The sequence below is a fragment of the Pseudoalteromonas aurantia 208 genome, from assembly GCF_014858725.1.
In the GTDB taxonomy this organism is placed as follows: domain Bacteria; phylum Pseudomonadota; class Gammaproteobacteria; order Enterobacterales; family Alteromonadaceae; genus Pseudoalteromonas; species Pseudoalteromonas aurantia.
Map to the genome: position 1 here is coordinate 691,905 of NZ_AQGV01000015.1, position 15,083 is coordinate 706,987.

A 15,083-nucleotide genomic window follows, 5' to 3' on the forward strand; every position below is an offset into this window, starting at 1 on the left:
GTACCTTTAGGTACAAACTTACGATTCCTTATTTAAAAGCGAGGTGTTTTACATGAAAACGGTTCTTATCACAGGAGCAAACCGTGGTATCGGATTTGCTTTAACCACGTTGTATTTACGTGCTGGATGGCAAGTGCTTGCGACATGTAGAGACCCTAAAAGTGCTGAAGCGCTTCAATCGCTTACGCTTCGCTACCGTTCGTTAACTATTTTTACTTTAGATATAACCAATTACGCACAAGTAACTCAGTTGGCTTTGCAACTACAAGGTCAACCAATTGACGTTTTGTTAAATAATGCCGGAATTTACGGCCCTCAGAATTACGGCTTTGGCCATTGTGACACACAGGCGTGGCAAGATGTTTTTGAAACAAACGTGATTGCACCGATTAAACTAGCAGAAGCATTTGTAGCACATATAAAAAGCGGTGAGTTAAAAGTCATTGCAGCTATTTCTTCAAAAGTAGGCAGTCATACTGAAAATACAAAGGGTGGGGGTTATATATATCGTAGCTCTAAAGCTGCACTCAATTCAGCGATAAAAAGTTTATCGAATGATCTTTTACCGGAAGGGATCAAAACAGTGTCATTGCACCCTGGCTGGGTAAAAACCTCTATGGGTGGCCCTAACGCTTTGATTGAGGCTGATGAATCAGCGCAAGGTCTCAAGTATATTATAGATAACTTGCAAGATACCCAAAGCGGTGGTTTTTATAGCTATACTGGTGACGAGATACCTTGGTAAGTATCTTTGCGGCTTTAGCTTATTAACCTTTGAGTCGCTGTGAGGTTAAATGGATGGGTTAAAATTTGACCAGTGCAATTTGTAAACTGATTGCGTCATCAAACCCCATATCATTGAAGTAGTGGCTATATGCAAATTGAACGCTTAAGCGTGCAGTAAATTTATATTTTATAAATGGCTTTACATAAGTTGAGTTTTCAAATTGATACAAGTCTTGTTCTGTACATTGCTCACAGCGTAATATTGTTCGGGTCAAATCGTTATACTGATACCCTCCCAATACACCGAACTGCAGCGCATTTTGATAAAGAAAACTGGTAAATACACCTGCTTCTACGTAGATAGCTTTTCCAAAAATACTAGACTCTTTTTCAGATAACTCGCCAGTGAATTCATTTCTTACAGACTCTGAAAAGGGGAGTTTATCTTCTATGTAAATGAAATCAATTCCTGCTGAAAATAGCCCGAAGGACTCGTATTGGCCACTATAAAAAGCCCCTAAACTAACGCCAAAGTCTTCTAACAATAAGTTTTGTTCAGGGTTATTCGTTTTATTATTTACGCTCAGGTAACTGGTTTTTAACCCGATATGATACTTATAAAAGTCTAAATCGTTGGCTTGAGTTTTTACACTATGCGCGAGTAATAATATGAATATGGTAATTGAAAAGTATTTCATAGATTAAAGCTCCTTTAATTGAATTGGCAATCTCGTACTAAATGTACGGCATGCTTTTCGGTCCTATCACCATAAAAAATAATGCTATTTTGATATTGATAATGGAAGGTTTTTTCAGTCTCTTTACTATGTGGTGTTGCGCTCCAAACCTGTGTCATCGGTACATTTGCAAATGCAAAGGGGTTAAGCGCAGGTTCTTCACATTGGTTTTCTATGGTTCTTTGTAGTTCCTTAATATTAGGTAATCGCCAAGGGGTTTTGTTGTTTGTTTGTTCATTATTTTGATTTGCATATTCGAGTGCTTCCTGCCAAGTTAGGAGTGAAGCTTCTCCTTCTGCGCAATTTTCACCACTTTGTCCAGCAACACAGGCTTGCCAGATAAGCCCTGTAAATGTATCAAATATCTCTCCAGTTTCATCTCGTTTAAATCGAGCGATTGGTGCTGTGGCTGATACTATTGAGTTACAGCGTTGTTTAGGGGCAACTTGATTTCTTAATGAGGGATCTAATTCACGTACTGTTGCTTCTGGCAATTTATTTTCGAAGCGTTTACCTCTAACAAGCCGTATCATTTGTCTATTCGAACTAATCCCTCCGGCAACTGTGCCAAAGTTAAAGTTGATTGACCAGATACTATTTGTATCATCGGTATCGAGAGTGCTTGTCCAATAATTACCAACTTTGGTATTTGGAAAAGCGGATACATCAATAGCCGGTTGTACGGCGCTGTAATCTACAAGGTCTTGTAATTCTATTTTTGAGGGCAGTCGCCAATCATTGTACCCACAAAGGTTTTGGGTGTTGATGTAAGCAATATATTTTTGAGTATCACAGTTACCTAGGTTATTACATTCTCCTTGATCATAGGTCGAGTACTCTGGGTGTTTAGGATCTGCATAGCTATAGGTTTGGTCTGATGCGTTAAAAAGGCCACTCGTAGGCGATGTTTTAACTTCCCATGTTAAGTTGGTTAGGTTATCTCGAACACATTGCCATGTAGCAAAATCATTAGGTAAAACCTGACCATCGTTTGCTATTTTAGAATAATCAAAACTGGCAACACCAAACCCGACTTTAATTAATCCAGTTGCATCAGCTAGGAAATCTCGGCCTATTTGGCAGTCTTGTAAAAACGGGTCTTGTATGTTGCAAGAAGCTAAGTTTTCAGAGACATATCCTGCGCTATATTGAATCCCTGTGTCATTTCCTTTTAGCACTATTTCGTCACAACTGCATGAACCATTGCACAAAGGTATATCTGGTAGCTCAATAGTTTGAGGGGGTTCTGGTATATCGATATTAGGAAGGTTATTATCCGAATCGTCGGGTTTATAATTACAACCTATTAATGCAAAAAAAAGAATTAAAAAAATAAATTTTATCATTCTATTTAACCAAAAATAACTCATTCTATTTTCGCTCATAGCTATCCTAATTTCGCTAAATTTGTAAAAGCTCTATTATTTATATAACTGCAAGAGATAAAAAGTGGTAGCAACACCTATTTTAGATGATGATTTTATTTTCATCAAAAAAGCGAAAGTATTCACACATTATTCAGATAGAATTTTTGCAGTTCGCTATGTTAGCTCTATGCTTAGAATAATATATTTAGTTTCATATCATGACGCGATGAGCTGAATATAGCGTATTAGCTCATAGAAACAGAAACAAAAAGGAAACATTTATGGAGTCAGTAGACCCACTTTTAATTGCATTTCTACCGAAAGATATTCGTTCGATGTTTTTCCCATATGCGAGTGTTCAATTGGGGGCGTTATTGCTTAACTTGCTACTGGGGTTTGTACTTGCATCAGTTATTGGCTACCACTTTCGTAAATATTCTTCGGCATTTTGTAATCGGCAGGACTTTTCAAGGTTATTTCCACTATTGATGTTAACCGTTATTTTGATTATTACGGTTGTGAAGGCATCGTTGGCCTTGGCGCTGGGTTTAGTTGGCGCCTTGTCAATTGTACGTTTTAGAACACCTATAAAAGAACCAGAAGAGCTTATCTACTTGTTTTTAAATATTGGAATTGCAGTTGCACTGGGAGCTGGGCAAACTTTAGCGGCTATTGTGGCATGTGTGGTTACGTTGGTACTAGTGACTTTAGCGAAAAAGCGTCATGCCAAATCGTATGAAGAGAATGGCTTATTTTTGTCTTTGAGTTATTTAAATCCTGAGTCTGGTACTTCAACAAACGTGTCTTTAGACGCTTTAAAGACAACCTTGGAAAGGTACTCCGTGCGCATGGAAATGCGGAGATATGATACTGATAATGATAGATTTGACGCAACATTTTTTATTTCAATCAAAAATGCAGAGCACGTTGACAAGTTAGTTGATGACTTGAAATCTCAGTATAATGGAATAAATGTGTCGTTATTAGAGCAGCACAACATTACAGGTGTATAGCGATGCGTTTAGATTCAACTCACGCGCGTACTTCAAAGGCTGAAAAGCTAGCACTAATAGGTGCGTTATGCGTTATTGTCATTTTATTATTGCCATCGGTGAATATGGTTAAAACGCTGCTGATTCAAAGTGGTTTTGTATCTTTACATCAAGACAGTAAAGAAAAAGCCATGCAGCTAGTCAGTGATGTAGTGCGAGCGCCTTTGAATTGGGCTATGGCTGATAGCGACCTCCCTCTGTTAAAAATAGACATTAAATACCAAGATTGGTTGTTACTTGAGAAAGACCGGGATACTGCATTTACGCACGGGCAAATTCCAGAACAAAGAAGCGAGGTGGCTGGGAGTGTATTTTTTGAAAACAAGAAACTAAAAGCGACGATTAGACTTCAAGGCGATATGTTAGATCATGTAGCGGCATTTAATCGTTGGTCATTGCGTGTTGAATTGAAACAGAAGCAGGCTTTATTCTCGGCAAGGCGTTTTTCTTTATTGAGCTCTAATGTTCGAATACATCAAGGGCCTATGTTATTTTCCGAAACGTTAAAGCTGGCGGGCTTTGATATCATCACTCCGACGTATAGGCCTGTAAAAGTGGTAATTAATGGCCAGAACTGGGGCGTAATGATGTTTGAGCAAGCGTTTAGTCAAGATATGCTTGCAACAAACAATCGCACTGAGGGGATGATTGTTCGGTTAGATTTACATCAGCAAACAGCATCAGAAAATTTGCAATTGCAGCGGGTATTGAAGCCACGAGTTATTCAAAGAAATACGGTACTGAAAAATGCCAGCCTTAGTAAACAGCGACAAATAGCGTTGGCATTGCTGAGCGACTTTCTTGATGGCAGACGCACTGCGAGTGATGTTTTTGATGTAAAAAGGCTAGGACAATATTTGGCGACAGTTGATGTATGGGGGGCATGGCATGCATTAACGTGGAATAATTGGCGCTGGTATTACAATCCACATACAGCGAAGTTAGAGCCTATTCAAAGTGACGTAGCTGTTACCCCTGCAGAGCATCACTGGCTTATGCAGCCACCTTCAAATGACTTTTTGATCAGTAAACAAATGCTCGCAGACCCTCGCGTGAAACATGCCTATAACCAAGCATTACAAACATTAAAACGGCAATTTAGTCGTGGTGAATTGTTGGCAAAACTGTCAGAGCGCCAGCAGCGTTTTATTCAACGCATTCACGCTAGTGCCCCGCTTGTAAATACATTTAATTTAGCATTGTTAGAAAAGCAATTACATTGTATTGAAAATGGGTATTTGGATGAGCCTTGTCAAAATATTCAACCGATGGATAGCGCGCTTCATCGGCATATGACAAGTATGGTAGCGCAAAGAAGTTGGGACTTGGTGAGTGGGTTTACTAAATCCTCAGGGATATCTGAGGTGACTATACGCAATCCGGATTCGCAGTCTCTTGAAATAAAGGGGATCAGTGGTGTAAATAAATTTGATTTACAGTTTCCACTCGAGAATATAAATGCGCAATTACCGGTAATGCTTACAGCCGGCTCTGAATTGACCTTTTCACTACCGCAGGAGTTAACACAGGTAGAAGTGACTGCGGGCTTAAGTGGTAAAAAGAAAGCACGGTTTACGTTTATAGAGAATATACAGCCATTGAGCTTTATACCAAGACCAACACAGCACTTAAATCTTAAAAAGTATCCATTTATTGAAGTGGCAGAAGGGCACTGGAAAATTAAAACGGGTCATTGGACTATTGATGACTATATTGTCTCTACAGATGATATTGATTTAGTCATTGACGCAGGTACACATTTGACGTTTACCGAAGGTTCGGGGCTTATGATATTTGGAGGAGTGATGTTAAAAGGAGAGCTTGAAGCACCTATTGTCATTACACGTGCTGAAAATGCCTCATATTGGGCCGGAATTTCAGTATTTAATAAAAATAGTCGCTTAGGCTCATCAATCACACATACTCAATTGAGTCATGCAAGCAGTCCTAAATTAGGTTTGTGGCAACCAAGAGGCTCAGCCTATTTTATTGGTGGGAAAGTTAATATAGATGGCTTAAAAATAAGTGACAATTACTCAGAGGATGCACTAAATATCATCAATGGCGATGTAACAATATCGAGATTATCGATACGAAATGCCTTATCAGATGCATTCGATTGTGATTTTTGTACAGGAAGCGTAAGTAATTCGGCTTTCAATGATGTTGGGGCTCGTTCTGGGGGCGATGGAATTGATGTGAGTGGGTCTAACTTAAAGATAAGTGGTACGCATTTTACTAATATACGTGATAAAGCTATCTCGGCTGGGGAGCGAAGCCAATTAGCGGTATATGATAGTCAGTTTTCTCGGGTGAACTTTGCCTTAGTAGCAAAGGATGACTCAACGATTGTAGGAAGTAAATTAACGGTAATGGACGTAAATCACTATGCGTTAATGAGTTACAGCAAAAAGCCATATTTTGGGCCTGCTAAAATGGATATTTCAGAATTTACTTGTAAAGATGTTGGTTGTGGTCAAAAAATGGTGAGTCAAATTGGGAGTATGCTTAGTGTAAATGACAAACAGATAACACCACAGCCTTTAAGTGTTAAAGGGTTGTATCAAACAGTTATGAAATCGGATAAGCCAAAATGACGCAACAAAATAGACGGTTTGAAGTTAAGATACCGATACCATTAAATCGGCTACATAATATTCAAGCATGGCTTAAAACACATTTACTTGGGTTTGAAGAGAGTTTTCCTGAGCGTTATGTTAACAGCCTTTATTTAGATGATGCTCATTTGGAGCGATATGAAGAGAACTTAAGTGGTATTAGTTTTCGCAAGAAAGTTCGAATTCGTTGGTATCATGATTTGGTACAGGCTGAGAAAGCAAAGCTAGAATTTAAACACCGAGAAGCAGGGAAAGGGTATAAAGTAACTTTTCCATTAGATTTTGACTTAGCTAATGGGCAAGGGAGGTGGCCGAACATATTGCGCGTGGCTCATAAGTCGCTGCCCCATCGAGGGCAACTGCTATGGGGTAATGAGCAGATGCCGATTTTAGTATGTCGTTATCAAAGACAATACTTTGAGTCAAAATGCCGGCGAATACGGGCGACATTTGATCAAGATATGCATGTGTTTGATCAACGGTATCATACTAGTCTGAATTTACGTAAGCAGATATCTTTAGGTGCTTATGTGTTGATGGAGCTCAAAACAGATGAGTTATATGAACGTCAGTTGTCGGCGTTGGTAGGAAGTTGTCCGCTAAGACCTTCTCGACATTCAAAATACGTGAATGGCATACGCATGTTGACGTGGTATTAATAAAGCGCATATTTTTAGGGTATATGCTGGATTTAAATAGGTAACTAAGGCTTGTTTTGGGCCTTATCGGTTCCATTAATGAGTTTTGCAGGATTTTTTAAAAAAGCACTTTGAAACGAAGGTTAAAACCAGAGTTGTTACGTTGTAATTTAAATATAAGAAGGAAAAAAACTTATATTTAAATATACATAGGCTAAAAAATCATAAGCGTAACGTTCTCTACGGCTAAGAGTCTGTTTATACTTGATGAGTTATTTTCAAATACCTCATCGTGACAGGTACCTATACATTTGTAATTGTTGTGAGAAAGATAAAATATTGGCACTAATGTGAATTGGGGCAAGGTGGGTTACGGGTGCTCTTTCTTTGCTTCTCGCTAATGATTGAATGATTTGGATACTTTTTTTACTCGCTCCGTGATAATTCGCATATTCACTTTCTTGGCTGATTAGCTGTAAATAAGCATCACGTATTTCGATTACACGGGAGGCTAACGGAGAGTTTAAGCGAGACAATGTTATTCTGGAGTTATTTAGAGATTCATCCCAGTATGCAAGGGTATGTTTAGTGTGTCGGATCATTGGTTTCATCATCGGAATGACAACAACAGGGCTAAACAAATTAAGGTTATAGATTGTTGTTGTATAAAGCTCATTTAACTGAGGCACACTAGCAGTGGAAAAATCGGCAAGCTGTTTTGTTAGTAATAGGTCTAAAGTAACTTGTAGTTGATCGACCTGATTTTGACAGGCAGTGATTAGCTCCTTTATTATTGGGTCTTGTCGAGAGTTCTTTGGGAGTTGAGACAGTACCTGAGAAATGGTGTCACCATGTGTAATTAATGATTTATAAAGCTCATTTAATGCTAAGATTTTCCAGTGTGACGCGTTAGTTGATAAAAATGTTTTGAGGGGACTGACGCGCATATAGGTATTGTAAGATTGCACCGCTTCAATAAGGTGTGACACTTGCGCATAAGTTTGTAACTTTTTTAAAGTTTCATCAACTTGTATTGAATTGTTGGACAGTTTAGCTTGGTGTGCGGCTTGTTGTGCCTCAATTATTTGGCCTGCGGCTAAGAGTTGATTTGTATTATTTAATTGCTCTATGCTGCCTTGGATATTCGCTAGATGTATTTTCCATTCATCACTATCGTAATTAACTAATTCAGATAGCACTTTATACTGACCATTTAAATCTCTATTTACTTGCGCATTTTGCAATTGAGTTTCAAGTTGCGCAATATGGTTTGGCTTACACCCTGTTATTCCCAGACACAGAGTCAATATCATCAATTTTATTATTTTTATCATCGAGGGTCCTTAATATTGAAACAATAAAATACCAATAACTTGACGTTTTTACGATGAATAGTTCGATTTTACAGCCGCTTAATGCTTGATAGCAAGCATTCTTTGAGCTAGCCTTATAACTGATAAATATAATAACAAGTGATTTTTTGAACGGTGACCGAAGTAAGTCGTATAGGGTACATCATTCATCACAGGAGCACGGAGCGGCAGATGTGAACTCTAGAACGGTATTTAAGCAATGGACTAATAAATATTCGATAGCAACCTCAGTATTGGTATTCCTTGTGTTTAGTGCGATATCACTATTTATATCTACGGGACAGGTGGGTATTGATATTTGGTATGCGAACATGGCTTTTGGACTACTACTTTCCCTACAAAGCTACCACCATTGGATTAAGCATTGCTTAATCATTTTCAGTATTAACTTATTACTTTATGTATTAGTTGACAAGATTTCTACGATCGCGATTATTACTATGCTCAGTAATATTATAGAAGCGGTGTTAATTGCGCTTTTAGTAAAGCAAGCAATGCTTAAAAAAGTCAATGGGTATAATGTACTTGAGTTTACTTTATTATTGTATAAAGTTGTTGTTATTCCGAGTGTGTTAGGGGCTTTGTTTTTTTCCTGCGTAGAAGTTTATTTAGGAAGCCAACCTTGGTTTTCTGCTTTTAGTACAAAATTAATAGCAACTGTTTTGGGCGCCGTTTCTATTTTTCCGTTAGGTTACTATATTTGTCATACTAAAAAACAAGGTCAAACTCAATATGAACATAAGTCAATACTTCTTATTGCGCTGACGACTGTGATTAATGTTGTTGCATTAAAATATTTACCTTTTCCATACGCTTATACATCACTAGCATTGGTGCTTTCAGCATTATTCATGCCGTTTAGTATGGTTTCTATTAATATATTAATTAATAGTATTGTGAGTTTATACTTCGTTTCAATTGGCCTCATCACGATCACTAAAGGTGAACACGCTGAAACTTTATTTCTACTGCCTATGCTGATCACCTATATTACGCCAGCACTGCTTTCAGCTGCGTTGACAAGTTATCGGCATACTTACGCTAAATTAACCTCAGCACATGCAACGATTAAACGAATGTATGATTATACGCCAGTTGCTATGCTTTCTATTGATAGTAAAGGCATTGTAAACGCGGTAAGTGAGCAGTGGTTAGATTTACTAGGTTACACAAGAGAAGATGTTTTAGGCCGAAGAGCGATTGATTTCTTAACACCTAACTCACGAGAGTACGCAATTAATTATGTTCTTCCTGAGTTTTTTAAATTGGGTAAAGTTGAAAATATTCGTTATCAAGTCCAGCATAAAAAAGGCATGAGTATTGATGTAGAGCTAACCAGTGTTATGGAGCCGGAGTCATTACATTTAGGAAAATACTTTAACTCTTTGGCTGTTATTAAAGACGTAACTACTGAAATCACTTTGACAAAGAAACTAGCACAAGACCGAGAGCTACTGGAAACAACATTGATGTCAATTGGTGATGGGGTTATTGCTACTGATGTGCATGGTTTAACTCGGTTTGTCAATCCGATAGCAGAAAGTTTACTCGGTGTACGTCGAGGTGAAATGCTGAAAAGACCAGCAGAAAATTATATACATTTAATTGATCGGCATAACTCCACCAGGTTACCGTGTCCTATCAGGCAAGTGCTAGATAGTCGGAAGAAGTATACGTTTGAACAAGATGCGATACTAGTGAGCAAGACGGGCGTACAATATAGTATCCAAGATACCACGACGCCAATCGTCAGTTCAAAAGGGGAGTTACAAGGTGTAGTAATGGTATTTCAGGATGTAACTGAGTTGGTTGCAAGTAATGATAGGATGGCTTACCTTGCTCAGCATGACTCATTAACGGGTCTGCCAAATAGAACGTTAGCACTCGATCGCTTGCATCAAGCATGTAGTAAGCACACTAGGGTGCCACAAGCATTTGCAGTTGCTTTCGTAGATGTGGACAATTTCAAACAAATTAATGATACGCACGGTCATGATACTGGTGATGTCATTTTGCAGACCATCGGGAAAAAACTAAATACTATTCTAAGATCAAGTGATACGGCTGCGCGCATCGGCGGCGACGAGTTTCTATTGTTACTACATGATGTTGTTGATAGACAAGCAATTTCACAAGTGTATGAAAAGCTTAATACAGCAATATCTGAGCCGATTATAGTGAACAAAAAAGCGGTTTCGGTCTCAGTAAGTATTGGGGTCTGTCTGTTTCCCGATGATGGGACAGCGCCCGAATTGTTGCTGAAAAATGCAGATGAAGCAATGTACCATTCAAAATCGCAAGGTCGCAATAGATTGAGCTTTTATAGTCAATCTGTAGATATCAAGACCTTTAATTATATGTCATTGAGTGACTTTATTTCAGATCCGAGTATTAATTTTAATGAAATATTTTATATTACACCTTTGATAAAAGCGGTTGATCACAGTATTCAAGGAATAATTATTGGTTATGATTTCTCTAGTGTGTTACCTCAGTGTGAAAGTGCAGATGTATTTACTTTGGCACAAAAGCAAGGGGTGTTTTCTAAATTGAGTCGTAAGTGGTTTTTAGGGTTAAATAAAACATTATCGGGCATAAGGGGGGAGACACTAAAAGATATCACCATTCGAGTTGATGATAGACACTTAGTCAGCTCAGAGTTTTATTTAGCGATAGAACAAACCTTGGAGTCTTTAAACATAGCGGTTGAGAAAATTGTGTTGAGCTTTAAGGAGTCTGTATTTTTTCATGATAATAAAATAACAATCAGTGCCATAAATAAATTAAAAAACCTTAATATTCGATTAGATGTCAGAGAGTTTGGAGTCAACAGTATATCGTTAGATTTTCTGAATATAGTCCCTTTAGACTCGGTCACGATTGGTGCTGGTTTAACCTCACAAATGGAGACTGAGCAGCATAATGAAGTACTTGCTTACACGCTGATAAAATTAGCTAAAAGTGTGAACTTAAAGTGCACGGCAGTCACTGTTGCAACATCATATCAAGCAACTTTATTAGAAGCGATGGGGTGCGACTATTTACTGGGGGGCTATTTTTATAAGCCTTTGCCTATCGAACAAATTAATAAACTTATTGATAAGCCATGTAATATAATGTTGGTTAGTTCAGATTACTAGCGCGTTTGTTTAAATCTTGAATTGTCACATATAGACTACATTGTGCCATGGGCTTCGAAAAATAGTACCCTTGAATTCGCTCAATATTCAATTCAGAACATATCGCTACTTGTTGTGCGGACTCAACACCTTCAGCCACGACGGAGATCCGTAATTGGTGCAGCATATGACTCAGCCCTTTAAGAATATGATAGTACCTAGGGAGTACGTGCACTTTATCAAGCAGCGATTTGTCTAGTTTCACTATATCTATTGGGAAGGTGAGTAAATGAGAAATCGATGAGTATCCGGTACCAAAATCATCTAAGGCAATTAAACATCCAAGTTCTTTGATTGCACTCACACTGTGATGGACAGAGTTATCAGATTCGAGCAGTGCTGTTTCCGTGAGTTCAAAGACGATATTCTCACCTTTTGAGCTGTGTTTAGTTAAGCAATCCTGGATAAATGCAGGCAAATCATGATCGCGTAATTGTAACGGAGATAAATTGATGGTCATGATGATTTCATAACCTAATTTTTTGCTTATTGTGGTTTGTTCAATGATGGCTGTTTCAATAATCCAGCGACCTAAGCTATTAATGAGCCTAGACTCTTCTGCAATATTCATAAACTCTTGCGGGTTAGTTGCTATCTTCGCATTTGGCCATCGAATTAACGCTTCACATGAAATAACTTGACGAGTTTTTGTATCAACAATGGGTTGATAATGCATGGCCAAATCGCCGTGCTCATTGGCATGACGTAATCCTATTTCGATACGATACTTTCGTTGGAAATCTCTTTCCATATTATCTTCGAATAAACAGGCTTTATTTTTCCCAAGCTGTTTTGCTCGATACATGGCAATATCTGCATAGCGCATTAGGTCTTCAGCGGTATGCCCATTAAGGGGATGAAGTGCGATACCTATACTGCCTGTGACATGAATATGGCGTTGCTCAATTATAACGGGGTGAGTAACAAGTGTGAGAATACGCTGGGCAATACGTTCAATATACAAAGGCGAGCTAAAGGAAGTGAGAATAAATGCAAACTCATCACCACCAATGCGCGCCACAAGATCATTTTGCTTTAAAATACCTTTAAATCGTACTGCCATCTCTTGCAATAATGTGTTGCCAATATCATGGCCGAAGCTATCGTTTATATTTTTGAAGTTGTCTAAATCTAATTGCATTACTGCCAAGTTTGCACGGTAAGTTCGATTTGCAATAATTGACCGCTGCAGGGCTTCACCAAAATAATAACGGTTGTATAAACCAGTTAAATGGTCATTCTCTGCGAGTTCTTTCACTTGCTGATAGCTGTCAACAAGCTTTTTTTCTAATTCAAAGCGCTTCTTGGCTTGTAATAGGGCACGTTTTAGCTGACCAGCAGTGACCTCTGACTTTAACAAGAAGTCTTGTGCGCCGGCATCGATACTTTTGAGGATGATTGACTCGGAATGCTCATTACTAATCATCACTACAGCCATTTTATTGAGCCAAGATCGACGCTTTAATTCAAGTAACATTTCAATGCCATTCATTTTAGGCATCATGTAGTCTAACAAAATAACATCAAAATTGTCATTTTCGATTAGGTTGAGTGCCTGCTCTGCTGTGTTGGCCTCAGTGAGCATGTAACCACTGTGTTCGGCACTAATGGAGCGTTGTATCGATTTTATATCAACGATATCATCATCAATGAGGAGTATATTCATGCAACACCTACGCTTTAGGAAGTTTCAGAATTCGCCAATAGCCATCAAGTACATCAATCACATCTAGAAATTGTGTGCTGATACCATCTTTTATAAAATACCCAGCGACATGTTTTTGATAGCTTTGGACTATATCTTGCTCATTGCTTGATGTCGTGAGCACGAATATAACGGAGTCACTTAGTTGCTGGTTGTCTCTAACCGCAGCTAAGAATTCTAGGCCATTCATACGTGGCATTTGTAAATCAAGTAAGATGATAAACGGCTTTTTAACTTTTTCTGTTTGGAGCAATTCAAGTGCATGAACGCCATCAATAGCACGAGTGATGGGGTTGAGAATTTTACGCTTTTTGAAACTGCGAACAATACTCATGTAATCAATATCGTCGTCTTCAACGAGTAAAACGTTAAGATCATGATTCATGCGTGCACTCCAAAGGCAGTATGCTTAAGCACAGAGACTGAAGGCCATGAAATAATAAAAGATGTGCCCACGTCGTTATTGCGGATTGAAATATCCCCCCCGTAATTGCGTACTATCTTTTTACAGATAGAAAGTCCAATGCCAGAACCTTCTTGTTGATCTCTGGGCTTTAAGGTTTGAAACATTTCGAAAACTTTCGCATGATACTGCGAGTCTATTCCAGGTCCATCATCGCTGACTGTAATAGTATAAAATCCTCTATTTTCAGAAATATCAACATTAATACTACCGCTGTCGAGATGATGGTGTTTGATGGCATTACTGAGTAAATTTCGCAAAACAATCGTTATGGCATCTTTTTGCATTGAAATAGTTAAATCTTTACAAGTCACGTTAAAAGCATGGTCTACGCTCATCATATCAAACTGCTCAAACACGAGCTCTTTAAGAGAAAACTCTTCGGTAATTCTTGGTGTTTGGTTGACTCGAGAGTAAGTTAACATGTCGTTAAGGAGGCAAGTCATTCTATCAATTCTATTTTTGATTAGACTAAAATGTTCAATAGCGCCGGATGGTAATTCATCTTTGTAATCTTCATCTATCCATGATGCGAGTTTTGCAATGGCATTTAATGGGGCTCTTAAATCATGAGAAGCAATGTAAGCAAATTGATCCAAATCTTGATTTGATTTCTTTAATTGCTTTATTAAATGTTCTCTTTCAGTAATGTCTGTGCAAATACCTAAAATATAGGGGCTGCCGTCTGTGCCTAAAAATCGTTTTTTCCGGGTGAGCAATGTTCTTACGCTATTGTCAGGGAAATTAATTGTTTCAATCGTTTCACTATAGCCATCGATAAGTGCTTTTTTATCCATAGCTAGAAATTGCTCTGCTTCATCAGGTTGGTAGTCTTCAACAGTGGTATAACCAATCACTTTGTCCCTAGAGTTTTCCGGATACATAGAAAGAAAGGCGGCGTTGGCTTTCACGATTTTATAGTGTTCATCTTTGACAAATGCATAGCCCGGTATATTCTCAAATAAGAGGTCATTAAACTCGTTTTGGTCGTACGGCGTTGTATCAAGTAGTGTGGATGTTAATTCTGTTTTTTCTTCCATACCTCAATTCCTTAGAGTTAAAAGAGTGTAGAATATCGAGTTTACGCGCCATATCTTTATGTATAGCCTGTTTTTATTAAAACTCAAAAATGTACGATGATAATTATGTGAAAATGCGACAGATGGCATGTTGTCGGAATGAACAGTAGATCAATAGCTAAAAGAGACTGGGAATGATAGCTATT

General features: G+C 38.2%; 11 protein-coding genes. 5 read left to right on the forward strand and 6 right to left on the reverse strand.

Features of this window, described 5'->3' with window-relative positions; genetic code table 11:
- Positions 1-52 precede the first annotated feature (52 nt).
- On the forward strand, positions 53-745 hold the full coding sequence (locus tag PAUR_RS21270) for an SDR family oxidoreductase (RefSeq protein ID WP_192509721.1): 693 nt from the start codon (positions 53-55) through the stop codon (positions 743-745).
- Between the two features lie 58 nt (positions 746-803).
- Here PAUR_RS21270 and PAUR_RS21275 read toward each other — a convergent pair whose 3' ends face one another.
- Together PAUR_RS21275 and PAUR_RS21280 are read right to left on the reverse strand one after the other, a co-directional pair.
- Complete coding sequence (locus PAUR_RS21275) at positions 804-1,424, reverse strand: hypothetical protein (protein WP_192509722.1); 621 nt, start codon at positions 1,422-1,424, stop codon at positions 804-806.
- Positions 1,425-1,438: 14 nt separating this feature from the next.
- A complete protein-coding gene (locus PAUR_RS21280) occupies positions 1,439-2,848 on the reverse strand; it encodes an Lcl C-terminal domain-containing protein (protein WP_192509723.1) in 1,410 nt (469 codons plus the stop codon).
- A 263-nt stretch (positions 2,849-3,111) separates the two neighbouring features.
- On the opposite strand from PAUR_RS21280, the gene PAUR_RS21285 reads away from it, so the two are divergent.
- From PAUR_RS21285 to PAUR_RS21295, 3 genes are read left to right on the forward strand one after another with little or no spacing between them, the layout of a single operon-like run.
- On the forward strand, positions 3,112-3,843 hold the full coding sequence (locus PAUR_RS21285; RefSeq protein ID WP_192509724.1) for a DUF4956 domain-containing protein: 732 nt from the start codon (positions 3,112-3,114) through the stop codon (positions 3,841-3,843).
- Between the two features lie 2 nt (positions 3,844-3,845).
- A complete protein-coding gene (locus PAUR_RS21290; protein WP_192509725.1) occupies positions 3,846-6,479 on the forward strand; it encodes a CotH kinase family protein in 2,634 nt (877 codons plus the stop codon).
- Positions 6,476-7,159 carry a polyphosphate polymerase domain-containing protein gene (locus PAUR_RS21295; RefSeq protein WP_192509726.1) on the forward strand — a complete coding sequence of 228 codons (684 nt, stop codon included), beginning with the start codon at positions 6,476-6,478 and terminating at the stop codon, positions 7,157-7,159. Before PAUR_RS21290 ends, PAUR_RS21295 begins: the two co-directional genes overlap by 4 nt.
- A 266-nt stretch (positions 7,160-7,425) precedes the next feature.
- Here the strand turns inward: PAUR_RS21295 and PAUR_RS21300 are convergent, their stop codons facing one another.
- Positions 7,426-8,472, reverse strand: a complete 1,047-nt coding sequence (locus PAUR_RS21300) for a hypothetical protein (RefSeq protein WP_192509727.1) — start codon at positions 8,470-8,472, stop codon at positions 7,426-7,428.
- A 212-nt stretch (positions 8,473-8,684) separates the two neighbouring features.
- Between PAUR_RS21300 and PAUR_RS21305 the strand changes: the two genes are divergently transcribed.
- Positions 8,685-11,651, forward strand: a complete 2,967-nt coding sequence (locus tag PAUR_RS21305; RefSeq protein WP_192509728.1) for a diguanylate cyclase domain-containing protein — start codon at positions 8,685-8,687, stop codon at positions 11,649-11,651.
- Here the strand turns inward: PAUR_RS21305 and PAUR_RS21310 are convergent.
- From PAUR_RS21310 to PAUR_RS21320, 3 genes are read right to left on the reverse strand one after another with little or no spacing between them, the layout of a single operon-like run.
- Positions 11,635-13,356: a putative bifunctional diguanylate cyclase/phosphodiesterase gene (locus PAUR_RS21310; protein ID WP_192509729.1), complete on the reverse strand. Its 1,722-nt coding sequence runs from the start codon at positions 13,354-13,356 to the stop codon at positions 11,635-11,637. The two genes, PAUR_RS21305 and PAUR_RS21310, sit on opposite strands and share 17 nt — an antisense overlap.
- 7 nt (positions 13,357-13,363) lie before the next feature.
- Positions 13,364-13,780, reverse strand: coding sequence for a response regulator (locus tag PAUR_RS21315; protein WP_192509730.1), 417 nt, complete (start codon positions 13,778-13,780; stop codon positions 13,364-13,366).
- The gene (locus PAUR_RS21320) at positions 13,777-14,898 is read right to left on the reverse strand and encodes a PAS domain-containing sensor histidine kinase (protein ID WP_192509731.1); all 1,122 of its coding nucleotides are present in this window, start codon (positions 14,896-14,898) and stop codon (positions 13,777-13,779) included. Before PAUR_RS21320 ends, PAUR_RS21315 begins: the two co-directional genes overlap by 4 nt.
- Positions 14,899-15,083 lie beyond the last annotated feature (185 nt).